Origin of the sequence: Pontibacter kalidii (assembly GCF_026278245.1) — a bacterium.
Classification (GTDB): Bacteria; Bacteroidota; Bacteroidia; order Cytophagales; family Hymenobacteraceae; genus Pontibacter; species Pontibacter kalidii.
On sequence record NZ_CP111079.1, the window covers coordinates 3,989,567 to 4,012,852 of the forward strand.

Genomic DNA, 23,286 nt, shown 5'->3' on the forward strand with positions numbered 1-23,286 from the left:
TCTTACATCAGCAACAGGTTTGGCAGGTACAGTGCTTTGCTATATGCCTGTTAAGGCTAAATACAAAAGTACAATATAGCTAATTAATAATTAAGCACCTGAGACAATACATTTGTTTCCACAAATTAATTAAAAAATTCGTCTGTTGTTATACTGCCGCGCGCCATACCCCCTGTGGCATCACCACGGCATCCAGCGGCACGTCAAACGGGTTAGGATCGGCGATGCTTTCCACGGGTGGCTCCAGCGAGAGGCCAACCTTGAGCACATCGGGGCGGCAGTCGGCCAGGAAGCGGTCGTAAAAGCCTTTGCCGTAGCCTACGCGGTGGCCTGCCCTATCGAAGGCCAGCAGCGGCACCAGCACCACATCCACCTCGCGGGCATGGATGATGTGCGCGTCCTGCGGCTCGGGGATGCCCCAGGCATTCTCTATCAGCACAGCCTCGTCGGTGAGGTGGTGGTGGGTGAGTACGTTCTGCCCGGCATCGGTTACCGGCACCGCCACGCGCACCTCGGGGTGCTCCTGCCGCAGCCGCTCGATAATGGCCCAGGTGTTTACTTCGTTGTTTTTGAGGATAGGCAGAAACACGTGCACCGTCTGGCCAGCCCGCAACGGGAAGTGCCTGAAAAACACCTCGGCGATGCGCTGGCTGCGTTGCTGCACCTCCTCCTGCGGCAAAGTGCGCCGCTGCCGCAGCATGTGTTTTCGTAGATCTGCCTTCAGCATCACGCCTCCTCCAGGATGGTAAACTTGAACTCCAGCGGATCAAAGGCCTCCACCAGCGCCGGTATAAAGTCCGGGTTGTTGGTCTGGAAGGTAAGCAGGTTATCTTTACGCTCCTGCAGGCTACCTCCCGGGAAGAGCTTCTCCTTCAGGTTCTCCAGCTGCTTAAAGGTCTGCTCGTGCTTGCTGTCGCGGGCTTTGGAGAGCTTCTTCTCCAGCATCTGCAGCGAGTTGGCCGCTTTCTGCGCCTCGGCTCCCACGGCCTTCACCAAGGTCGGGTCTATGCTCTCGGCCAGCTTCTCCACCTCGGCATAGGCAGCGGCCACCGCCTCGCGCTGCGCCGCCAGGCTAATCTCCTCCTCGTGCAGCTGGCCGGATAGCTGCTTTTTCAGCTCCTGGAAGTCCTGGAACAGGTCTTGCGGCTGCAGGCCCAGTTTGTGCATACGGCTGGCGTTGCTGCGGCTGATGTACAGGGCCGAGTTGCGCAGCATCAGCAGCGGAAAGGCCACTTTATACTTAGCAAACAGCTTTTTTAGCTGAAACCAGTAGGCCACCTCGGCGGCGCCGCCAATGTAGGCCAGGTTCGGAAGTATAAGCTCCTCGTACAGCGGGCGAAGGATCACGTTCGGGCTGAAGCGCTCCGGATGCTCCTGCGCCTCCTGCCGTATCTGCTCCCGCGTAAAGGTGAGATCTGTGTTAAGGACCTTATACTTGCCGTCCTCCTCCACAATGCGCTCGCGCAGGTCATCGGTCAGGTAAAAAAGGTTTATCTCGCGCGAGTATACTTGCGGCTTGTAACCTAGCTCCTCCAGCTGCGCGCTCGCCTCCTCCACCAGTTGGTTCGATAGCTGCCCGGTCAGCTCCTGCTCTACTACCGGCGTAAGTGCCTTCTTCAGTGTTGCGTGGTCACCGTCTATACTTACCAGGCCATACTCTCCAAACAGGGCATGCGTAATGGCACGCGTGGCATCTGCCAGGGTTTTGCTGTTGCGGTAAGCCTCCTCAAACACAGGGTACACTTCCGGAAGCTCCTCCAGCAGCTGAGCCATGCTTTCGGTGGAGAACCTGCCCACGGCACCGGCCTGGTCTGTCTCCCAGGTATACGTTTTCCCAAATAGGTTAAAGTGGTTGATCTCGGCGAAATCGTGGTCTTCGGTGGCCATCCAGTATACCGGCACGAAGTTGTAGTCCGGGTACTTCTCCTGCAGTTGCTTACAGGTGTTTATGGCGGTGATGATCTTGTAAACGAAGTATAGCGGGCCGGTAAAGATGTTGAGCTGGTGGCCAGTGGTAACGGTGTAGGTGTTGGGCTGCAACAGCAGATCGATGTGCTGCTGTACTTTTGGGCTGATGTCGGGGATGGAAGTATATTGCTCCTGCAGTGCCTGATGCAAGGTCTGGCGTTGCTCCTGGTCAAAGTTTTTCTCCTGCAGCTGGGCCGCGAAGGACGCTAAGGTCGGGAAGTGGTTATAGAACGGTTGCAGCTGCTCGCTACAACAAAGGTAGTCGCTTATCGTCTTGGAGAAGGCGCCGGTGGCGGCGTAGTCTATTTTGGTGATCTTCATGGTTTGTACTTCCATCTGCTTTATAGCCGTAGGTTTAGCCCTTTTAACAGTTTAGTGCGAAATGTGTTGCAGCTAATTCATACTTTGCCGCCGCTGCACAAAGTACGCGTTTATTTTCTTTTCTGTGCCAGGGTTCGGGGAATTTGCGCCGGAGGGGGTTATACCGCACTCACAGTTCTACTGCCTGCGGCCTGCATTATTTTATACTTTATACTTACGGATGCGGCCCTTGCACGTAAAGCAGGAAGTATCATACTTGTAACTTATACTTCTATACCTATGGGATTACTGAGCGGCATGATGGGACACGCCTCCGAGGTGTCAATCGAAAAACTGGCGAAGGAATTTCAGCCGATCCTGATCGACGACGAGCGGATCGAGCGCGCCTACAAACTGATCCGGGACATGCTGGTGTTTACCAACAAGCGGCTGATACTTGTGAACAAGCAGGGCCTTACGGGCTCTAAAACCGACTACCAAAGTATACCCTACGGTAGCATCAAGATGTTCTCCAAAGAAAGCGCCGGCATCGGCGACCTGGACGCGGAACTGAAGATCTGGCTTACGGGGGAGGTGGAACCGACTATTAAGCAGGATTTCAGGAAAGGCGACAATATTAACGAGGCCTACCGGGTGCTGAGCAGGTATGTGCTGAAGTAGGACCTCCCCCTGCCCCCTCCTAAAAACAGGAGGGGGTGTTTTAGCCATTTTTAAATAATGCAGTTATCTTTTGTAGCACCTTTTCCGGCTGCTCAAAAATCTCACTGTTTCTGATGCGGATAACTTTGTAGCCCAGATGCTGTAGCTTTTCGTCGCGTACTTGGTCATTTGCGATGGCTTCGGGCGTATCATGCACAGAGCCATCTATTTCTATGATCATTTTTTCAGAGGCGCAGTAGAAATCCACGATGTAGCTCCCAATGCTGTGCTGCCTCCTGAACTTACGACCACCTAATTTATGCTTCCGAAGCAAACGCCACAGTTCCTCTTCCGCAGGAGTTAAGCTATTTCTCAGTATGGATCGCTCCTGCCTCAGGTTAGGAATATTGTGTAGCTGATCTTTCCGCATTTTTTATACTTTGTCGGCTAACATTTACTCCTATTATTAATGTTCCAAAAAGCAAAGGCCTTTCTCTAATAGACAGAGAAAGGTCTTTGTCGAAAAATATCTTTACACCCCCTCCTGTTTTTAGGAGGGGGCAGGGGGAGGTCCTAACTCACCACTTCCCCATACAAGTCAAAATCCGAGGCATCCGTGATCTTCACGTTCGCAAAGTCACCTAAACGTACATAGGTGCTGTCGGCTGGTACGAGTACCTCGTTGTCTACCTCCGGAGAGTCGTATTGGGTGCGGCCCACAAAATAACCGCTCTCCTTGCGGTCGAAGAGCACTTTGTAGGTCTTGCCGATCTTTTCCTCGTTCAGTTCGACTGAAATGCCCTGCTGCAGCTCCATAATCGCATCGGCGCGCTCCTGCTTTACTTCCTCCGGCACGCTGTCCTCCAGCGTATAAGAGTGAGTGTTGTCTTCATGCGAGTAGGTAAAGATGCCCAGCCTATCGAACCTGGTCTCCTCTACCCAGTCATACAGCTCCTGAAAGTCCTGATCGGTCTCGCCCGGGTGGCCGGCTATAAGGGTCGTTCTTAAAGCGATGTCCGGCACGCGCTGACGGATCTGGTCTACCAGCTCAATAGTGCGGCGCTTGCTTATACCACGGCGCATCGACTTCAGCATGTTATCGGAAATATGCTGCAGCGGCATGTCGAGGTACTTGCAGATGTTCTCGCGCTCGTTCATCACGTCGAACACGTCCATCGGAAACTGCGACGGGTAAGCATACTGCATCCTGATCCACTCAATGCCGTCTACATCCGACAGGTTACGCAGCAGGTCGGCCAGTTTACGCTCACCATAGTGCTGCAGGCCGTAATAGGTCAGGTCCTGGGCAATCAGCACCAGTTCCTTCGTGCCCATACTTGCCAGGCGCTTTGCCTCGCGCACCAGATCCTCAATCGGACGGTCCACGTGCTTGCCGCGCATGAGTGGGATGGCGCAAAACGAGCAAGGCCGGTTACAACCCTCGGCAATTTTAAAGTAAGCAAAGTGCGAAGGAGTCGTCAACAGGCGCTCTCCAATGAGTTCGTGCTTGTAGTCGGCCTCCAGTGTTTTAAGCAGGCGCGGCAATTCCAGCGTACCGAAGTAGGCATCCACCTGTGGGATCTCCTGCTCCAGCGAGTCCTTGTAGCGCTGCGACAAGCAGCCTGTCACGTACAGCTTGTCGATCTGCCCTGCCTCCTTGGCCTCGGCGTAACGCAGAATGGTATCGATAGACTCCTGCTTGGCGTTGTCGATAAAGCCACAGGTGTTCACGATGATGATGTTGGAATCATCCTTATCAGACTCGTGCGCCACCTCAAACTCGTTGGCGCGCAGCTGCCCCATCAACACTTCCGAGTCCACCAGGTTTTTAGAGCAACCCAAGGTAACTACGTTTACTTTATCTTTCTTAAGTGATCTTACTTTCACTGATGTATTATTAATTAATGAGATACGCTACAATTGATAAAAACCTCTGCCAAGGCAGATTGGTTCGTTCCGGATATCAGCCCGCAAAGGTACAACATGTTTAGCTAATAAAGGAAAATCACACAAGAAATTGACAATCAAACCCTTAGTCTTAACACAAAGATCAAAAGGGAAATGAGTCTTAAAGAGAGGAAGCTGCCAAAATGTTAGCTTGCTTTGATGCTGACCTACTCGGTCTCAGCAAACCACCTGAGGCCGGCTGCATGGCTACTCACCAGCTTTACCTCAATCGGCAGTTTATAATTAGCAACGAGCAGTGAGATCACCTGTAACAAGTTGTAGTCCCAGAGATAGTCCGGGGAATCCAGAAGGGCGATTTTTCGGAGGGTCGTGTGGGGGATGTGATGGATAAAGCACTGGATCACTTCTTCGGTTAACACACCACCGGCAGGCAAACCGGAGTCGATGATCAGATGTGATACTTTTTGCTCCTGAATGGTAGTGAATAAGTAGACTACTGTTTGCAGGAACCGGGCCGACTCTACGCTAAGGTCATCCGACCAGGATACATGCAGGATACCTTTCGCTTCATCGTAGGCTAATTCCATTAAGTCATACCTGGTAACACTCATTCAGTCGAAATTCTAAAATGAGTCCTAACTTAATTAAAATTTATCTAAACCCGATCGCTTTGCACCGTTTTCCTGAAGCTCTTTCTGGCACTTGTTTTATACTTGTAGCAGCGCTCCCCTTCTGGCAGTTATATGACGCAGGCGATGTTATACTACCGGCCTAATAACTTGCCTGGTAGTTTATCAGAAACTCTACGCTGGTTACCTGCCCCTCTTGCACCTCCACTGGGTTGATGTTCATCTCCCCATCGTAAAGGCTGGCAAACAAGCCTTTTTCCTCCTTCGAGAAAAGGCTGTAGGTACCGGGCTTCAGGCTGACCGCAAAGTTGCCGTTAGCATCTGTATCAACCTGAGTCACTAGATTAGTTTGGATGTTGGTGTGAAAAACACCGTCTGTGGTTTGGGCTTGGCTGGCGTTGGTGAGTTCGTAGATATAAAGTGTGCGCTCCACACCCCGGCCTTTGCTGGGAGGCGCGTCCGGGGAGGGCATCTGGTTACCCGACACCCACAGCACCTGGCCACTTATGCCCTGTGCTATGGGAGCTTGTTGCTCCTGTGCGTCTTTTGCCTGTTCCTGGTTCTCCATCGGTTCTTGTGTGTTTTGATGGGATTGGTTGGCACCGTTGCACTGCGAGAGGAACAGCGCCAGCAGCAGGAACTTTGCCATGGCTATACTTTATTTACGTGAAAAGAAGGAGTCCACAAATTCGTGCTTGTCGAACAGTTGCAGGTCCTCAATTTTCTCGCCTACACCGATATACTTCACCGGAATCTTAAATTCATCGGAAATACCGATCACCACACCGCCTTTGGCCGTGCCATCCAGTTTGGTGATGGCCAGCGCCGTCACATCGGTGGCCTTGGTAAATTCGCGGGCCTGCAGCAGGGCGTTCTGACCCGTACTGCCATCCAGCACCAGCAGCACCTCATGCGGCGTGTCCGGTGTTATCTTCTGCATCACGCGCTTGATCTTGGAAAGCTCGTTCATCAGCCCCACCTTGTTGTGCAGTCGTCCGGCGGTGTCGATGATCACCACATCGGCATTCAGTTCCACGCCCTTCTTCACGGCATCGTATGCCACAGAGGCGGGGTCGGTGTTCATGCCATGTGAGATAACCGGTACACCCACGCGCTCGCCCCAGATGATCAATTGATCCACCGCCGCGGCACGGAACGTATCGGCAGCACCCAGCACGACTTTCTTGCCGGCTTTATGGAATTGGGATGCCAACTTGCCAATGGTGGTGGTCTTGCCTACGCCGTTCACGCCCACCACCATAATTACGTATGGCTTGATGTCTTTGGGCAGGTCGAAGTTGGCGCCGTCGCCGGCCCGGTTCTCCTCCAGCATCGCGGCTATCTCCTCGCGCAGGATGTTGTCCAGCTCGTCGGTGCTCACGTACTTGTCGCGGGCCACGCGCTTCTCAATGCGGTCGATGATCTTCACCGTGGTCTCTACCCCCACATCGGCGTGCACCAGGATTTCCTCCAGTTCGTCGAGCACCTCCACGTCCACGGTGGATTTGCCCATAACGGCTTTGCTTAGCTGACCGAAAAAGTTGCTCTTGGTTTTCTCGAGGCCTTTATCCAGCGATTCTTTTTTCTTCTCTTTGCTGAAAAAGTCAAAAATTCCCATGCCGGTTCTTGATGTAGGGTGAATGCTATCTCACTGATACGGTAATATACTAAAAAAGTCCCGGTAAAGGGACTTCTTCATGTTATCTATCTATCGATGTAGAGTAGGCTGTATTACTTTTTGGATAGGAACTCCTGTACTTTGTCAACAGGCACCATCTCCTCTTTAAAGCTGTAAGCACCAGTTTTTGGAGACTTCACAGCTTTGATCACTTTTGCCCAGTCTTTACCTGTAGCGGTCTTTAGGGTTGCAACTACCTTCTTAGCCATGGTTATTTAATTTCTTTATGTACAGTTACTTTTTTCAACACAGGGTTATACTTCTTCAGCTCAAGGCGCTCGGGAGTATTCTTTCTGTTTTTGGTAGTGATGTACCTTGAAGTTCCAGGCATGCCAGTAGCCTTATGCTCTGTGCACTCCATAATAACCTGGATTCTATTACCTTTTGCTTTTTTAGCCATCTCGACAGTAATTTTTTATTTAGGACTGCAAATATAAAAGCTTAAATCTCTAATTACAAACAATGTATAAATTTTCTTGCAGAACCACCCTTCGGCGCTTCACACAATTTACACTTGCCGTAGCGTGCCGCTCCTGCTGCCACAGCGGAAACGGCAAAGGTCAAAAAAAGAGCAACGGAGGAAAGCATCTACAGCTTCTCTCCGTTGCCGATGTTTTATCTTAAAGTACCAGATGGCTTTCTCCGGATGTGCCTGTTGCCGCGGCGCTTTGAAGCTACCGCCGACGGCGCGGCCGGAAATACAGCACTACTAGTACAGGATGTAACCTTGCTCTACAGCCTTCTTCAATACCGCAGTGATACCATTCTTGTTGATGGTTCTCAGTGCAGAAGTAGAAACTTTCAGCGTTACCCAAGCATCCTCTTCCGGGATGTAGAAGCGCTTCTTCTGGAGGTTTGGATAAAACTTACGCTTCGTCTTGTTGTTAGCGTGCGAAACGTTATTACCTACCTGTGGTCTTTTACCTGTTAAGTCGCAAACTCGTGCCATCTTGTATTCTTTTCTGGTTTATTCAATAGGGGTGCAAATATCTATAAAAAGATACACAATATCAAACCTATAGCTAAAATTTTACTTTTGCCGTGTAGAATCTGCTTCGCGGCACCTGCCCCGGTAACATGTTTTATACTTTCTTCTGCGCTGCCGCCACCTTCTCATGAAAGCCGTAGGGGCAGTGTTTGCAGGCGTTTTTGCAGCAGTACCCGCGCTTGAGCAGGTATTTTGCCGTCAGCACCATCAGCCCCTGCTGGTTGAAGTAAAAGTCCTCGCCCTCTGTTAACTTCTGCGCCACCGTTATACTTATCTGTTACGCAAAGTACGTCATTTATACATTCCGGGCCAAGGCCTGCTCCTAATTGCCCGCTGCCCGGCCATGAAAGCCTTCATCTGCCACCTGGGGCAGGCGCCTGCCGTAGATTTTGAAGTGGGCCTGAAATGTGTAATTTTGACAACAATAAAGCCCATATTCTGTAATAATGGTAAGCAGCCACGCTGCCGTCCTCCAAAGAAGCTGATAATTGAAAACTATGAACACTCAAACCATCACCTCCAGCCAGCAGGCAATTGATACCGAACACAAGTACGGTGCCCACAACTACCATCCACTGCCCGTGGTGCTAAGCCGCGGCGAAGGGGTGCACCTCTGGGATGTGGAAGGAAAGCATTACTACGACTTCCTCTCGGCCTACAGTGCCGTGAACCAGGGCCACTGCCACCCGAAGATCGTGGGCGCCCTCACTGAGCAGGCACAGCAGCTCACGCTCACCTCCCGCGCCTTTTACAACGATAAGCTTGGCCTGGCCGAGAAGTACATCTGCGAGCTGTTTGGCTACGATAAGGCCCTGTACATGAACTCCGGTGCCGAGGCCGTGGAGACGGCCATTAAACTGGCCCGCAAGTGGGGCTATACCAAAAAGGGCATCGCGCCGCATAACGCCGAGATTATTGTGGTGGAGCATAACTTCCATGGTCGCACCACGGGCATCATCTCCTTTTCCACCGACCCGGACTCCACCAAGGGCTTCGGCCCCTACATGCCGGGCTATAAGGTGATTCCTTACAACGATGTGGAGGCGCTGGAGCGTGCCCTGAAGGAGAACCCGAACGTGTGCGGTTTCCTGGTGGAGCCGATCCAGGGCGAGGCGGGCGTAGTGGTGCCTGACGAGGGCTACCTGTCCAAGGCCCACGCGCTGTGCAGGGAGTACGATGTGCTGTTGATGACCGATGAGATACAGACCGGCATCGGGCGCACCGGCAAGCTGCTGGCCAGCTACTACGACGAGGTGAAGGCCGACATACTTATACTTGGCAAGGCGCTCTCCGGAGGCGTGCTGCCGGTTTCCTGCGTACTGGCCAACGACGAGATCATGCTGTGCATACAGCCGGGCGAGCACGGCTCTACCTTCGGCGGCAACCCGCTGGCTGCCATGGTGGCCATTGCCGCGCTGGAGGTAATCAAAGATGAAAACCTGACGGAGAACGCTTATAGACTGGGAGAGCTGTTCCGGGAGCGCATGCAGCGCCTGATCGAGAAGCGGCCGGAGCTGGTAACACTGGTGCGCGGCAGAGGCCTTTTGAACGCCATCATCATCAACCCGACACCGGATGGCCGCACCGCCTGGGATGTGTGCGTGGAGCTGAAGGAAAAAGGCCTGCTGGCCAAGCCAACCCACGGCGACATCATCCGCTTCGCACCACCGCTGGTGATGACGGAGGAGCAACTGCAGGAGTGCAGCGACATCATTGAGGACGTGATCCTGAACTTCTAACGTGTAAACGCCGGCAAGTATGAAAGGCAGGGGCTACGGCTTCTGCCTTTTTTGTTTCTGATGTATGTTATACCAATATGAATTCATTTAAGCACATTAGATGCTTTGTCAAGTAAAGCCAATTCCCCTCCTTGGAGGGGTAGGGGTGGGTTAATGTTTTTTAGATGCGCACGAGCCACTTAATACTAGTATTAATTCCTACTTAGAGAATGAACTAAGTGCCTGGCGATGCAGGTGCTGAACTCGGGCAAAGTATACATTCATACTTTAGAGGAGGCTGCAGGCACAAAGCTACCTAATCCCTTTTAACCGCCGTGCTGGCTCAAGAAAAAGGCCTGCAGCATCATAGCAGCAGGCCTTCTTACATCATCTTAAACCAGTCGACTATCCTATAATTCGCAGGATTGTCCGCATTATCGCTATTGTCATCCATATCCTATTCATTTAAGCATACATTAGCGCGTGTTAGAAAATGGCTTTGGTAAAAGGCTTGCGCGAGAACACGGTTACCTCATTCACATCTTTCAGGCGGCAGATAAAGCGGGTCATGCGCTCCACACCGAAGCCACCACCGGCAGTTCTTGGTATGCCGCCTTCCTTAGCCACCTCCAGGTAATGCGCAAAAGCCTCCTGGTTGGTGCCAACCTCTGCCATGCGCTTTTTGATCTGGTGATACTCATACTCGCGCTCTGCTCCCGATAACCCTTCGCCAAAGCCCTCTGGCCAGATCACATCGTAGTTCAGGTAGGTGCCCGGCTTCTTCGGATCCTCCTTGTCGTAAAACTCGCGCTTGTGGTTCAGCAGCCAGAACGGCTCCGTGGCCTCCTTCGACTTAAGATGCTCATAGTCTGACCCCAGGGCGGCTTCCAGCTTCTCGGTGCGGCATACTTCCCACTTCTCATACTGCGGCAGCAGCTCGCCACGTAGCTCAAGTATGATGTCCGGTAACTCCTCGTTCAGGCGGCGGAACACGAAGTTTACCAGCTCCTCCATAAACTCCATCACAAAAAAGCGGTCTTTGCCCTTAAACTCAAAGTCGATCTGCGTAAACTCGAACAGGTGGCGGCCGGTCTCAGCGCGGTCAGAGAACTCCAGGCGCACGTTCGGCGACACGATGTAGAGGCTGTCGAGCCCGGGGTTCATCAGGGCCAGTTGCTTGTGGAAGATCATGGACTTGGTAAGGCTCCAGCGCTGCTCGGCGTAGCTAATGGAGGCATCTACCACACCATGGTTCAGCGGGTCGGTGATGGGGGAGAGCATGAGCGGCATGAGTTGCGTCAGGCCCTTGCGGTACATAAAATCGTGGGCGGCGCGCACAATGCCCTGCTGCACTTTCAGGATCTTGGGCAGCGATGCCCGGCTCAGGTGGCTCACGGTGTCATCGAGCACCGCCGATTGCGTAAGTGTAACTTCTTCTGTCATTTTTTTGAAATTTTGTTAAAGAATTAAAGATTTTTACATCACAAAGATAATTACAGTTGCTTTAATATGCGAATTTGTTAAAAAAAATTTTCGAAGGTTGATATATTTTCAAAGATATAGTCTTATCTTTGTGATTATGTTAACAGCAGCACGTACAGGAGCCTATGAATTACGAAATTGATAACCTGGATAAGCAGATTCTGCGCCTGCTGATGCAGGATGTGACCCGCGCTTACACTGATATTGCCAAAGAACTGAATGTTTCGGGCGGTACGATACACGTGCGGATGAAGAAACTGACGGAAATGGGCGTGGTGAAGGGGGCCCAACTGCTGGTAAACCCTTCAGCGGTTGGCTTTGATATCTGCGCGTTTATCGGGGTGTTCCTGGAGAAGGGCTCGGAGTATAAGGAGACGGTGGAGAAGATGCAGAACATCCCTGAGATTGTGGAACTACACTACACCACCGGTGCCTACAGCATGTTTGCCAAGATCGTGTGCCGCGACACCAAGCACCTGCGCGAGGTGCTGAACGAGAAACTGCAGTCTATAGAGGGGGTGCAGCGCACCGAGACGCTGATCTCGCTGGAGGAAAGTATAAACCGGCAGATCAAGATCGAGTAACGGGTAAAAGATAGAGACGCCGGTTAGAGCGTCTCTACAAAGTATAAAGTATGTTTTTGGGAAATGATTGTCCCCTAACCCTTTAAAGGGGGATTATTTTATTGGTTTATGATGCGGGCCCCTACCGCGAGTTTTCAACTCGTGGTTTGCCATGATGGTAAGCTTTCAGCTTACGTTTGCCGTCAGAGGGCTCCCTTATACCTTTGCAAGCTGAAAGCTTGCCTCATCAAAAGCCACAAGATGCCATCTTACGGCAGGTACAGCATGTGTATAAATTGTAGCCCTCCCCCTCTGGGGAGAGGGTCATACTACTGCAGTTTCTGCAGCGCCTCACGCAGCCTGCCCAGCGATGCTTTGATATCCTCCAGAGAGGCACCACCTACCGATAGTCTGAACCAGTTAACGTCTTTGCCGGAGCCAAAGGCCGAGAACGGCACCACGGCCAGCTTCGCCTCTTGCAGCACGTAGAACGTCACATCCTGGCTTGTCTCCAACACCTTGCCCTCCGGCGTGGTTTTGCCGGCAAGGTCGATCTTGGCAGAAAGATAAATCGCACCCATTGGCTCAATAGCATCCACGGCAAAGCCTTCCGACTTCAGCTCCCGGAAACCGTTATAGAGCACGTTCAGGCTCTCCTGCACCTTCGGCTTAAACTCATTCATAAAGGTATCCACCGCTTGCCGGTTCTGCAGGAACTCGGCCATAGCCATCTGTTCCGCCTTAGGCGCCCAGGCACCCACGTGGCCAAGTATGGATTTCATCTTATCCATCACCACCGTCGGACCGAAGGCGTAGCCCACGCGTACGCCTGTGGCGGCAAAACATTTGGAGGTACCGTCGATGTAGATCGTATAGTCGCGCATCTCCGGGCGCAGGCTCACCGGGTCGTAGTGCTCGGCGCTGCCAAAAGTTAGCATCCAGTAGATCTGGTCGTAGAGCATGTACAACGGCTTCTCACCTTCACTGCGGGTGCGGTTCTCCTCCAGCACCAGGTCGCAGATCTCCTCCAGGTCTTTTTTGGAGAACATCGTGCCTGTCGGGTTCAGCGGCGAGCACAGGGCCAGCATGGTGGCGCCTTTCAGGTGCGGCTTTACGTCGGCAGCGGTTGGCATAAAGTTATTCTCCGGCCGCGTCTTTACCTCCACCGGCGTAGCGCCGGATAGGTGGCAGTAGTGGTTGTTGTTCCAGGACGGGGTGGGGTATACCACCTTGTCGCCCGGGTCTACCAGCGCCAGGTAGGTGGCATAGATAAGGGGGCGTGAGCCGCCTGCCACCAGGATGTCGTTCTCCGGGTAGGTAAGGCCCAGGCACTCCTGCGTGAAAGCCACCACCGCCTTGCGCAACACCGCCACGCCATTGGCAGGTGGATAGTTAGTGTGCCCCTGCTCGTAGGCTTTGGTGATGCCCTTGCGCAATTCCTCCGGGATGGGGTATATGCCAGGGTTAAAGTCGCCGATGGTGAGGTTGCAGATAGGCTCGCCCTTTGCAATCATTGCGTTCACCTCGCCGGCCACCCGAATAATCTCGGAGCCGATCAGGTTCTGCGCCATTTTAGAAACTGTCATGGTATCGTATTTCTGAGTAAAAAGAAGGTCCTGCTAAGTTATTGATTTCTAGTTTAGCTTGCGTTATACTTTGAAAATTGTTTATTAATCCTCTGATCCGCAAGCATAATCGCATCATCACAGCTATATTATTATATAATTGACAATAGCTGGTTTACCCCATACCTTGTACTTCCACCCCTTGGGCATCCTTAAAACAACAGGCTCACGGTAAGCTTTATACGGAGGTTTTCGCGGGAGTTTTGAAGAGCGTATGGGCCGTAACGGTAAAAAGCCCCTACTCCCACACCGCTGAACGGGGAACTGATGATATTGTTGAGCATCAGCCCGGACTCAAAAAAACCTTTGCGCATACTTCTGAAAGCCACTTCCGGCAGCTCCTGCAGCGGTTCCTCCATACTTCCGAAGCCAATGTTGGTGACCGCCACCAGGTCGGGGGCGAAGAAGCGGGTGTTGAGCAGGCGCTTGCCGAAGTTCTGGGAGAAGAACAGGGCAGCATACCGGTCGGTGAAGAACTCGTAGGGGTACATGGTCTCAAAGCCTTCGCTGGTGTACAGCTTGTAGTCGCGGTTGTTGCTGCCGTAGCCGTTGTAGCGCGTTACCAGGGGTGCATTGCCCTCTACCCATCCCCCCGCAAGTATAACCCTGCTCTCGCCGAAGGTGCGGTGGCGCAGCAAAGTCTTCAGCCGCAGGTCATACTTGTGGTAGCCGTAATCGCCCTCCAGAAAGCCATCCAGGCCGCGGGTGTACTGCAGCCACAGCACCGGCTGTTCCTCCCCCGTCATCGGCACCAGGCGGTTGAACTGCTGCATGTACTTCTCGCCCGGGGCGTAGCGCAGGCTCAGCACCGCCTCCGCAAGGTTAAAGGTGGATAGCGGCTGCCCTTCCTGCTGCAGCAAGGTCGGCTGCCGCTCCTCCTGCCGCAGTTGGGCGTTGGCCTGCAGGTAGCGCAGCACGCGGCCCTGCAGGGCTATACTTTGGTGGGTGGTGTAATCCATGTCCGTCAGGAGCGCCCGGCGCAGGTTCCCCAGTAACCCGTAGCCTTCTTCAAAAGCCAGTCTGCGGCCGCCGGTTTCCAGGATATCCTTAAAGTAGGTAGCTTTTAACTGCAGCTCCAGCGGCCGGTAAAGTATAACCGCGGCATCGGCGCCATATTTGGCCTTGCGGTCCTTTAAGGCATAGCCCCCGTAGCCACCTACCTTCCATCTCTCCGAGAAACGGTCGTTGGTATAGGCGCCCATGCCTAACCGCATGCCCTCAAGAGCACCCACGCGCAACAGGCGCCTCAGGTCCAAACTTATCGCCCCTATGGGGATCTGTTTGCTCATCAGGTACTCCATGGTCCGGATGGTGCGGTCCAGTTTCCGGGCACGGCCCACGCTGTCGAGGCGCTCGTAGGTGCGCTGTTCCAACTGTGTGAGCGAGTCGGGGCGGTAGGCCTGAAAAAAACTGTCGGGCTGGCGGTGGGCGTCTGGTTGCTGCTTCAGGGCCACCACCCCAAAGTCGGTGGGCTGCAGGTTTGGGTTTAGGTTGATGTTGGTGATGTAGGTGCGCAGGCGGGCATAAGGCTGGTGCCCGTTCAGGCTGAGTTGCGGGATGGTCAGCTCCACGTCTAGTTCGGTGGGGAACCACCGCTTTTGCGGCCCCACCCGTTCGTAGCGCTGCTGCAGCCGGATGTTGCGCTTTTCGTCGTCGCCTGCCGAGCCAGCCAGCACATTTTGCACCGCCCAGCCGCTGCTGTTGATGTAGAGCAACCCCTCCAGCCCCTCGAAATTCTTGCCCTGCTCCGGCTCAAAAGAGATGATAAAGATGCTGTCCTGGCCTTGCACCACCGTCTCCTGCAGCACAAAGTTATACTTGCGGGTGCTGCCCGGGCTCAAAGGGCTCAGGTAGCGCTTGCCAAAGAACACGGGCAGGTCGTCGTACACCGAGAACTCCCGTGCCTCGGCGGCCACTACGCCAAAGCTCGGCTGCTGCAGCCCCGACACGCGCGTGGCCAGGATGGTTTCTCTGGTGAGGTTAGGCTGCAGAAAGGCGTAGTCGGTCACACTCTCAAGCAGGAACAGGTGCTGCTGCCCCAGCAGGCTGCGCATCTTCAGGTAGGCCGAGTCGCGTTTAGTGAGCTGCAGGGTATCGCGCAGCTCCTGCTCCCCCACGTCGGCGGCGGTAAGTATGAATTTATTGTAGGTGCGGTAGGTATAGTTATCGAGGTGCTGCAGGCGGTGCTGCTCCCGATTTTCCGCAGCTAATCTAATGATGCGATGGGCCGGGTTCTCGCCGGTGCCCAGCACCACCACCTCCTGCAGCCGCGCCGCTGTGGGCTGCAGCTGCACATTTATACTTTCCACCGAGTCCGGATAGATGATACTGGGCAGATACCCCACATAGCTGAAGCGCAGGCTCCGGAGAGGCTGCCGGTGGCGCAGCAAGTACTCCCCCTCCAGGTTGGTGGTGGTGCCGGTCTCCCCCTCGTTGGCTGTTATACTTACAAAGGGCAGCCGCTCGCCGGTGGCCGCATCGCGCACCACCCCCTGCACTTGCCGTACCTGCGCTAAGGCAGTGCCGCAGAGCAAGCACAAGTATAAAAGCAGGAGGTGGCGGACGTATGGCATCGGGTAAAGTTAAAAAGAAAAGGCGCCACTCCTGCAGCGCCTTCCGCTCTTCATATAGTAGGACTTAAAAGGTTACACTCAGCCCCACACCCGGGCTTCCGTTTGGCAGCACCGTGGGCACCACCATCGTGTTCAGGCCTTTATCCTTGGCAAATTTATCGTGCAGCCAGTATACCGTGTTTACCGAAAGGATGCCTACGCCGGCCCCGGCCAGCACATCGGCCATCCAGTGCTCGTTGTTGAGCATGCGCATTACACCCGTGCCAGTGGCTATGGCATAGCTGCCCACACTTACCCAAGGACTCTTGTGCCGAAACTCCTTATCCACCACCGTGGCGATGGTAAAGGCATAGGCCGTGTGGCCCGACGGGAAGGCGGTTGGATCCCCATTCGGGCGATCAATATCCGTTAGCTTTTTGGTAGGCCACACCAGGGCGGAGGTCAGGGCGCCGGAGGCGATCAGCAGTTTTGTCTGCCGGCCCACCTCGTGCCGGTTCTGGGAGGAGAAGGCGTTGAAGCCGTACAAGTAAGCCAGCGGCACGAAGAAAACATAATCATCCACCTTGGTGGCGAAGTCGGGGGTATGCCGGTTGCGCGCATCGCGGGCATCAAAGCTGCTGAACAAGCCCCGGTCCTGTATGGTGTAAATGCCTAGGCCGATCAGGACGGTGGATGGCAGCACGGCACGCTTCAGGAAGCGCTTGTTCTCACCCTCCCGTAGTTGTGCCTCCGTGAAAGGCTCTTTCTGGCCCGGATAAATCGTGTCACCCTCTGTCGTAATGATGGCCTTGTTGCGCAATTCAAGGCCTGGTGGTTGGGCGGTATCTGCAGCAATTGAGATACCCGTGTCCGTCAGCACAGTGCTACTATCCTTGCTTATACTTGGCTGCTGCGCCAGCACAGGGTTTGCCAGCATGACCAGCCCCAACAAAAAAATGGTTAGTCTATTCTTCAGATTCAATTTCTATTCTTTGGTTTAAGTTGAGCAGTAGCTAATAAACTGCTTTTTAACCTATTTTGTGCCACAGCCGCTGCTTTTTTATGGGCAGGCTTTAGTGAGTCCGATAAAAAGTGGAACCGGTAAAACCTCTCGCAACACCCGCAACCGAAGCATGGCCACAAAGTATAAGTAGGCGTACCTAACACAACTGTTCCACATGAAAATCCTGACCTCCGCCCAAACACGCGAAGCAGACGCTTATACCATCCGTGAAGAAGGCATCTCCTCCACCGATTTGATGGAACGGGCAGCAAAAGCATTTACCGGGTGGTTCGAGAATAAGTTTCAACCGGGCGCGGAGGTGCACCTTTTCTGCGGCCCCGGCAATAACGGCGGCGACGGGCTGGCAGTGGCGCGGCTGCTGCACGAACGCAAGTATAAGGTGCAGCCTTACCTGGTGGGTGATACCTCCAAGGCTTCCGATGATTTTAACGTAAACCTGCAGCGCCTGCCGCAGGAGCTGCAGCCTATCCACGTGGAACAGGAAGATGCTATACCTGCCCTGGATAGCCATGTACTGGTGATCGATGCCCTCTTCGGCACCGGTCTAAACCGCCCGGCCATGGGTTTGTATGGCAAGGTGATCGAGAAGCTCAACAGCAGCGGCGCTACCATCTCCTCTATCGATATCCCCTCCGGCCTCTTCTCCGACAGCCAGACGCCCGACGAAGGGGCCATCATCCGGTCAAAGTATACTATCAGCTTTGAGCTGCCTAAATTAGCGTTTCTGCTACCACAGCACGAGCCCTACGTGGGCGAGTGGCATGTGGTGCCGATCGGGCTGAGTCAAAAATTTATCGCAGCAGCAAAATCTGATGTATACTGCACCAGGCAGGAAGATGTGCAGCAACTGCTGAGACCCCGTAAAAAGTTCTCGCACAAGGGCACCTACGGCCACGCACTGCTGCTTTGCGGCGGATACGGCAAAATGGGGGCCGCCGTACTGGCGGCCCGCGCCTGCCTGCGCAGCGGCATCGGCCTATTGACGGTGCAGGTGCCGCAGGCCGGCTATCCCATCCTGCAAACTGCCGTGCCCGAAGCCATGACGCTGACCGACAAGAACCGGAAGCACCTTTCGGAACTGCCGCAGGACATGGACAAGTATAACGTAATCGGCATCGGCCCGGGCATCGGTACAGAGCGTGTCACCAAAACAGCCATAGGCCAGCTGCTGGCTACCGCCCCGCACCCCATCATACTAGATGCGGATGCCATCAACCTTATAGCTGCGAGTGAGAAGCTGAAAGGGCAGCTGTACAAGAAAAAACTCATTTTTACACCGCACCCCAAGGAGTTTGAGCGGTTGGTGGGCAAGGTAAAAAACGATTACGACCGCCTGCAGCACCTGCGGGAGTTCTGCCTGGAGTATGGCTGCTACGTGGTGCTAAAGGGCAGCCACACCGCTGTAGGCACGCCGGAGGGCAAGGTATACATGAACACCACCGGCAACCCCGGCCTGGCTACCGGCGGCACCGGCGATGTGCTGACGGGCATCATTACGGCATTGGTGGGGCAGCAATATACTTTAGAAGAGGCCTGCCGGCTGGGGGTATTTATACATGGGCTTGCCGCCGACCTGGCGCTGCAAACCGTAGGAGACATTGCCATGACAGCCTCTGATGTGATCGACCACCTGCCCAAGGCTTTCCTGCACCTCACCCGGCCACTGCCATAGCCAGCAGCACCAGCCCCGCGTGCAGCAGCATAGCTCCATCAGCCAATATGGCAAAGTATACCCGTGGCCGGTTTTCCGCTGACCGCCACACGATAATTGCCGCCCCCACGGCACTTGCCAGCAATGCCCCAAGTATGAGGCCGCTCTCGCCACTTGCCAGCACCACCAGCATGTACAACAACAGCAGCCCCAGTGAGAGCCGTTTGGTGTTGCGCACGCCTATCCAGCCCGGAAACGTCAGCGTGTTCATGTCGCGGTCATAGGCATAATCGCGGATATCGAACAGGAGGGCGAGGGCAAGGATGAACAGGAAGCGGCGCAGAAACAGCCACAGGGCTTCCGGTTGCCATACTTCCAGGCCGGCATCCAGCAGCGGGAACAAGGCCGTTACCACCGCCCACACATAGGCGATCAGAAACACCTTCAGCAGCGGCACGCTGCGCAGGGGCCTTACGCGCCTCCGCTTGTAGAGCACCGGCACCGTGTACCCCACCGAGATCACCGCCAGGTGCAACACAAACCACAGGTTTATCCGGAGATTAAACCAAAAGTACACCCCCACCGCCACGGCTATGCTTAGCAGCCCCAGCACCGCCAGCTCTTTTTTATGCCGCTGGCTCCAGATAGGATCATACCTCTTTTCAGGTTGATTCGGCCGCCGTAGGATGCTCTGCACGCTGCTCATGTTGTAGGTAAAGAGGGTGGCCAGAAATACGAATACCGCCATGGCCCATGACACCGGCAGTTCCGCCAGCAGGTAGGTTTCTACGGTCAGCGCAAAGCCGCAGAAAGCGATAAAGACGCTGCTGTACAGCAGCCCCTCCAGCAGCCTGTACGGGTGGCGCTCCGCCTCTCTTATGCCGATGTCTCTGTTCGCGCTCATCTACTTTGCAAGTACGCAACAAATCTTCCGCCAATCAAACGCATTTAACTGCGGCTGTACGGGGGCGCTTTCTACTTTGTGCTGATACTACCTGAAAAAACAAAAGCCCGGCCCGGGTTACCCCATGCCAGGCTTTAACAGGAAAAGTAATAGGGTTAAAGCGTTTGCTCCTTTTTAGTGGGCTCGCCAAAGGTCGTGTTGTAAAGCTCTATGCTCTCCTGGATGATCCTGTAAGCGTGCTCACGCCCGAGGAACTGCTCCACGACCACTTCCTTGTTCTCCAGCTTCTTGTAGTCTTCAAAGAAGCGGCGCATCTCCAGCAACGTGTGCGGCGGCAGCTCCGAGATATCATTGATGTGGCGCACCGACATGTCGTTGTAGGCTACGGCAATGATTTTGTCGTCTTCCTCGTTGTTGTCGATCATCTGCATCACACCAATCACCTTTGCATCGATCAGGCACATGGGCTGTACATCAATCGAGCAGATCACCAGTATATCAAGCGGGTCTTTGTCGTCGCAGTAAGTTTGTGGGATAAAGCCATAGTTGGCCGGGTAGTTCACCGAAGAGAAAAGCACACGGTCCAGCTTCAGCATCCCGCTATCCTTGTCCAATTCATATTTTGCCTTCGATCCCTTCGGTATCTCAATGATAGCCGTTACCACTTCCGGCGATGCTTCGCCGTAGCTCACACTATGCCAGGGGTTGTTCTTGTCCTCTGTGTTCTCCATATTCAACATTAGTTTTAAGGGCGCCGTCAATCCTATGCTCTTCTTCAGGCGCTGTGGTTTTATTTCATGTATACTTGTAAAGGTTTGCCCACGCTTCCGTTTGGCTCCTGAATGTATAGCCAGGCTGCCAGTGTGGCCGCGATGTCAGCCACCTCTGCCTGTGCGTCGCTCTCGCCTGCCTTTACCTGCCAGCCGTACCACAGCAACGGCACGTGGGTGTCGTAGTTGGCCTGGGAGCCGTGCGTGGTGCCCTTCGGCTCTTTCCCGTACCCCTCGAACCAGCCTGGCTCCAACAGCAGTACCACGTCGCCGGAGCGCTTCGCGTTGTAGCCGTTCTCCACGCGGGCCATCATGCCGGTGCCCCAGTTACTGCTCTGCAGGGTCGTGGCTGGCACAGCGCGCATCACGCCATTAATACGCAGCACGTAATTTGCCACTCGCTGCTGCACCTCAGCTATGTCCAGCTTTTTGCTTTCAATGACGGCTCTGTTCAGGTAGATCTGCTGGTTCATGTAGCGTTCTATCCAATCGGCTTTGCCATAGGTTTTATCCAGGTATGCGTCCACCGAATCGCGTACGATAGCAGAGGAGCCTACTCCTGCCGGTACCTTCATCTCCTGCAGGAAGGCTGGCACGTGCGCGGCACCGTGGTCGGCTGTCAGGAAGAAAAGTACCTCACCTTTTCCTACCTCCTTTTCTATGGTGCTGATCAGCTCCGCCATCTCACGGTCCAGGCGCAGGAATACATCTTGTGCCTCTATGGAGTTCGGTCCGAAAGCGTGCCCTACATAATCCGGCGTGGAGAAACTTACCGTCAAAAAATCGGTTACGTCATCTTTCCCAAGTTCCTCCCCTTTCAGGGCTGCCAGGGCAAAGTCCTTGGTAATGGTGTTACCGGCAGGTACAGAACGGATCAGGTCAAAATCCTTCCCTCTGATGGCAGGCACATTGTGCGGGAACACCGGCTTCTCCTCGCCCTTCAGCGGCCTTTCCCATGGCATGTCATCGGCGGTGCTCTCGGTATACTCCGCTAGCGGCAACAGTGTTTCCCAGGGCTGGCTCAGGTACTGATCCGCCAGTTTGCGGTTGTTAAACTCCTGCACCCACTGTGGCAGCTGCTCCTGGTAATACGTGCTCGTGATCCAGTTGCCGCTCTGCGAGTCGAACCAATAAGCGCCATTGGCCAAATGCCCGGCCGGAAGTATGGAGCCCCTGTCCTTCAGGGCCACCCCCACCACTTTGGCCTGCTTGTTTGTGGCTAAGCGAAGCTCGTCGGTTATGGTCGTGGTCTTGAGGTTAGCCGGCGACATCAACCCTGCATTGGAGCTGCTGCCTACGGTTTGCACGGTATTGTCTTCTACGCAGTAAATATCTTTCTTCTGATTCCGGTCGTACCAGCTGTTGCCGATGATGCCGTTCAGGGCCGGCACGCTTCCTGTGTAGATAGAGGCATGTCCGGGGCCGGTATAGGTCGGCACGTAGCTGTACTGTGTGTTCTTGAAGTTAAAGCCCTGCGACAGAATCTTCTTAAAGCCATCGTTGCCATACTTGCTCCAGTAACGGTACAGGTAGTCGTAGCGCATCTGGTCGACCACAATGCCTACTACCAGCTTTGGCCGCTGCAGCATCGGGCTCTCTTCTGTATTCAGGTGCTCGCTCCCGTTGGATGCGACAGGTGCGTTGGGTGTAGTCCCGGCGCAGGCGCTTAGCAGCAGCACAGCGGCTACCGTAGCTTTTGCCCATCCCAGTGACGTCAATAACCGGTTGTATCTCATTCTTCTATAGCTCGTTTCCAACAAATATAAGAAGTACCGCTCACTAATGCGCTTTTCTCAGTGTCGTAACGCTTATTTCATGAATTGGGAACACCTCTTTTTGATGGTGCTTATAAATGAAGCAGCGCCCACTTGTACGGGTGGGCGCTGCTTTTGAATCTTTTGCTTTTGCTTATTCTGAAGCTAAGGCCTCTGCACCACCAACAATCTCGAGGATCTCCTTCGTGATGGCGGCCTGCCTTGTTCTGTTGTAAGTCAGTTTCAGCTGCTTCAGTAGCTCGCCGGCGTTTTCCGTCGCCTTGTCCATGGCTGTCATACGGGCACCGTGTTCCGAGGCGTTGGACTCCAGCACCGCTTTGTAGACCTGGATCTTCAGCGATTTCGGGATAAGCTCCTCCACAATCTGCTCCTTAGACGGCTCAAAGGTATAGTCGATCAGCGTCATCTCCGCATCTGCCTCCTCAGCCGGCTTCTCCTCGATAGGAAGGAACTGCTCCTGGCGCACGATCTGCGTTGCCACGTTTTTGAACTCGTTGTACACCAGGTCCACCTGATCGAACTCTCCTGCCACAAAACCGGCCATGGCACGCTCCGCAGCAACACGCACAGCGTCGAAGGACAGGGTAGCGAAAACGTTGCTGTAGTCGCCTATCACATTGTAGCCTCTCTTGCGGAAGGCGTCTAATCCTTTGCGGCCAATGGCCAGGATAGTCACATTACCGGCCTCGAACTGGCTTTTATACTTGCCACTTACCAGTGCCGTCACGCCTTTTACAATGTTGGAGTTAAAGGCACCCGCCAGACCACGGTCAGAGGTTACCGCAATGATCAGCACGTTGTTTACGGCGTCACGCTTCTCCGCATAGGGGTTTGTTACAGATCCCTCAGCCATAGACGACAGGTTCGTCAGGATGCCGCTCAGGCGCTGTGCGTAAGGGCGCATACGCAGTATGTTGTCCTGTGCACGCCGTAACTTAGCAGCCGACACCATTTTCATGGCTTTGGTAATTTGCTGCGTCGATGAGATCGATGTAATGCGGCCTCTAACCTCTTTTAAACTTGCCATATATTTTTGCTATGAGCAAAAGCCAAAGGTCAGAGGCGCATCGCCTCTAACCCCAGCCTCGTTA

General features: G+C 54.0%; 23 protein-coding genes. 4 read left to right on the plus strand and 19 right to left on the minus strand.

The features are described 5' to 3' along the window. Window positions 1-148 precede the first annotated feature (148 nt). Together OH144_RS16685 and bshC are read right to left on the minus strand one after the other, a co-directional pair. Window positions 149-727, minus strand: a complete 579-nt coding sequence (locus tag OH144_RS16685) for a 5-formyltetrahydrofolate cyclo-ligase (protein WP_266203410.1) — start codon at window positions 725-727, stop codon at window positions 149-151. After that, complete coding sequence (bshC, locus tag OH144_RS16690; RefSeq protein ID WP_266203411.1) at window positions 727-2,304, minus strand: bacillithiol biosynthesis cysteine-adding enzyme BshC; 1,578 nt, start codon at window positions 2,302-2,304, stop codon at window positions 727-729. The genes OH144_RS16685 and bshC overlap by 1 nt, the downstream gene beginning before the upstream one ends. A gap of 264 nt (window positions 2,305-2,568) precedes the next feature. On the opposite strand from bshC, the gene OH144_RS16695 reads away from it, so the two are divergent. Then, window positions 2,569-2,949 carry a PH domain-containing protein gene (locus OH144_RS16695; RefSeq protein ID WP_266203412.1) on the plus strand — a complete coding sequence of 127 codons (381 nt, stop codon included), beginning with the start codon at window positions 2,569-2,571 and terminating at the stop codon, window positions 2,947-2,949. A gap of 40 nt (window positions 2,950-2,989) precedes the next feature. Here the strand turns inward: OH144_RS16695 and OH144_RS16700 are convergent, their stop codons facing one another. The 9 genes from OH144_RS16700 to OH144_RS16740 form a co-directional block, all read right to left on the minus strand. Beyond that, window positions 2,990-3,358, minus strand: coding sequence for an endonuclease domain-containing protein (locus OH144_RS16700; RefSeq protein ID WP_266203413.1), 369 nt, complete (start codon window positions 3,356-3,358; stop codon window positions 2,990-2,992). A 143-nt stretch (window positions 3,359-3,501) separates the two neighbouring features. Then, a complete protein-coding gene (gene rimO / locus OH144_RS16705) occupies window positions 3,502-4,815 on the minus strand; it encodes a 30S ribosomal protein S12 methylthiotransferase RimO (protein ID WP_266203414.1) in 1,314 nt (437 codons plus the stop codon). Between the two features lie 227 nt (window positions 4,816-5,042). After that, window positions 5,043-5,423, minus strand: coding sequence for a hypothetical protein (locus OH144_RS16710; RefSeq protein WP_266203415.1), 381 nt, complete (start codon window positions 5,421-5,423; stop codon window positions 5,043-5,045). Between the two features lie 184 nt (window positions 5,424-5,607). After that, window positions 5,608-6,114 carry a carboxypeptidase-like regulatory domain-containing protein gene (locus tag OH144_RS16715; protein WP_266203416.1) on the minus strand — a complete coding sequence of 169 codons (507 nt, stop codon included), beginning with the start codon at window positions 6,112-6,114 and terminating at the stop codon, window positions 5,608-5,610. Between the two features lie 9 nt (window positions 6,115-6,123). Further along, a complete protein-coding gene (gene ftsY / locus OH144_RS16720; protein ID WP_266203417.1) occupies window positions 6,124-7,083 on the minus strand; it encodes a signal recognition particle-docking protein FtsY in 960 nt (319 codons plus the stop codon). Between the two features lie 113 nt (window positions 7,084-7,196). Next, the gene (locus tag OH144_RS16725) at window positions 7,197-7,352 is read right to left on the minus strand and encodes a DUF4295 domain-containing protein (RefSeq protein ID WP_140620040.1); all 156 of its coding nucleotides are present in this window, start codon (window positions 7,350-7,352) and stop codon (window positions 7,197-7,199) included. A 2-nt stretch (window positions 7,353-7,354) separates the two neighbouring features. Continuing rightward, on the minus strand, window positions 7,355-7,543 hold the full coding sequence (gene rpmG, locus OH144_RS16730) for a 50S ribosomal protein L33 (RefSeq protein WP_073851609.1): 189 nt from the start codon (window positions 7,541-7,543) through the stop codon (window positions 7,355-7,357). A 309-nt stretch (window positions 7,544-7,852) separates the two neighbouring features. Continuing rightward, window positions 7,853-8,092 carry a 50S ribosomal protein L28 gene (gene rpmB, locus OH144_RS16735; RefSeq protein WP_073851608.1) on the minus strand — a complete coding sequence of 80 codons (240 nt, stop codon included), beginning with the start codon at window positions 8,090-8,092 and terminating at the stop codon, window positions 7,853-7,855. Between the two features lie 133 nt (window positions 8,093-8,225). Then, a complete protein-coding gene (locus OH144_RS16740) occupies window positions 8,226-8,393 on the minus strand; it encodes a DUF5522 domain-containing protein (protein WP_266203418.1) in 168 nt (55 codons plus the stop codon). 235 nt (window positions 8,394-8,628) lie between these two features. Between OH144_RS16740 and rocD the strand changes: the two genes are divergently transcribed. Continuing rightward, the gene (gene rocD / locus OH144_RS16745; protein WP_266203419.1) at window positions 8,629-9,870 is read left to right on the plus strand and encodes an ornithine--oxo-acid transaminase; all 1,242 of its coding nucleotides are present in this window, start codon (window positions 8,629-8,631) and stop codon (window positions 9,868-9,870) included. A 465-nt stretch (window positions 9,871-10,335) separates the two neighbouring features. Here the strand turns inward: rocD and OH144_RS16750 are convergent, their stop codons facing one another. After that, window positions 10,336-11,292, minus strand: coding sequence for an asparagine synthetase A (locus tag OH144_RS16750; RefSeq protein WP_266203420.1), 957 nt, complete (start codon window positions 11,290-11,292; stop codon window positions 10,336-10,338). Window positions 11,293-11,456: 164 nt separating this feature from the next. Between OH144_RS16750 and OH144_RS16755 the strand changes: the two genes are divergently transcribed. After that, on the plus strand, window positions 11,457-11,915 hold the full coding sequence (locus OH144_RS16755) for an Lrp/AsnC ligand binding domain-containing protein (RefSeq protein WP_266203421.1): 459 nt from the start codon (window positions 11,457-11,459) through the stop codon (window positions 11,913-11,915). A gap of 308 nt (window positions 11,916-12,223) precedes the next feature. Here the strand turns inward: OH144_RS16755 and OH144_RS16760 are convergent, their stop codons facing one another. From OH144_RS16760 to OH144_RS16770, 3 genes are all read right to left on the minus strand, one after another. Next, complete coding sequence (locus tag OH144_RS16760; RefSeq protein WP_266203422.1) at window positions 12,224-13,480, minus strand: pyridoxal phosphate-dependent aminotransferase; 1,257 nt, start codon at window positions 13,478-13,480, stop codon at window positions 12,224-12,226. Window positions 13,481-13,671: 191 nt separating this feature from the next. Beyond that, window positions 13,672-16,092, minus strand: a complete 2,421-nt coding sequence (locus OH144_RS16765) for a DUF5686 and carboxypeptidase-like regulatory domain-containing protein (RefSeq protein WP_266203423.1) — start codon at window positions 16,090-16,092, stop codon at window positions 13,672-13,674. A 64-nt stretch (window positions 16,093-16,156) separates the two neighbouring features. Continuing rightward, the gene (locus OH144_RS16770) at window positions 16,157-17,053 is read right to left on the minus strand and encodes a phosphatase PAP2 family protein (RefSeq protein WP_266203424.1); all 897 of its coding nucleotides are present in this window, start codon (window positions 17,051-17,053) and stop codon (window positions 16,157-16,159) included. A 196-nt stretch (window positions 17,054-17,249) separates the two neighbouring features. Between OH144_RS16770 and OH144_RS16775 the strand changes: the two genes are divergently transcribed. After that, window positions 17,250-18,767 (plus strand): NAD(P)H-hydrate dehydratase, encoded by a 1,518-nt coding sequence (locus tag OH144_RS16775; RefSeq protein ID WP_266203425.1) that lies wholly within the window; start codon window positions 17,250-17,252, stop codon window positions 18,765-18,767. On the opposite strand, the gene OH144_RS16780 is transcribed toward OH144_RS16775, so the two are convergent. The 4 genes from OH144_RS16780 to atpG all read right to left on the minus strand — a co-directional run bounded on the left by OH144_RS16780 (window position 18,748) and on the right by atpG (window position 23,222). After that, a complete protein-coding gene (locus OH144_RS16780) occupies window positions 18,748-19,650 on the minus strand; it encodes a UbiA family prenyltransferase (RefSeq protein ID WP_266203426.1) in 903 nt (300 codons plus the stop codon). The genes OH144_RS16775 and OH144_RS16780 overlap by 20 nt on opposite strands. A gap of 155 nt (window positions 19,651-19,805) precedes the next feature. Beyond that, window positions 19,806-20,381, minus strand: coding sequence for an inorganic diphosphatase (locus tag OH144_RS16785; protein ID WP_266203427.1), 576 nt, complete (start codon window positions 20,379-20,381; stop codon window positions 19,806-19,808). Between the two features lie 59 nt (window positions 20,382-20,440). Continuing rightward, window positions 20,441-22,156, minus strand: a complete 1,716-nt coding sequence (pafA, locus tag OH144_RS16790; protein ID WP_266203428.1) for an alkaline phosphatase PafA — start codon at window positions 22,154-22,156, stop codon at window positions 20,441-20,443. A gap of 172 nt (window positions 22,157-22,328) precedes the next feature. After that, window positions 22,329-23,222 (minus strand): ATP synthase F1 subunit gamma, encoded by an 894-nt coding sequence (gene atpG / locus OH144_RS16795; protein WP_266203429.1) that lies wholly within the window; start codon window positions 23,220-23,222, stop codon window positions 22,329-22,331. Window positions 23,223-23,286 lie beyond the last annotated feature (64 nt).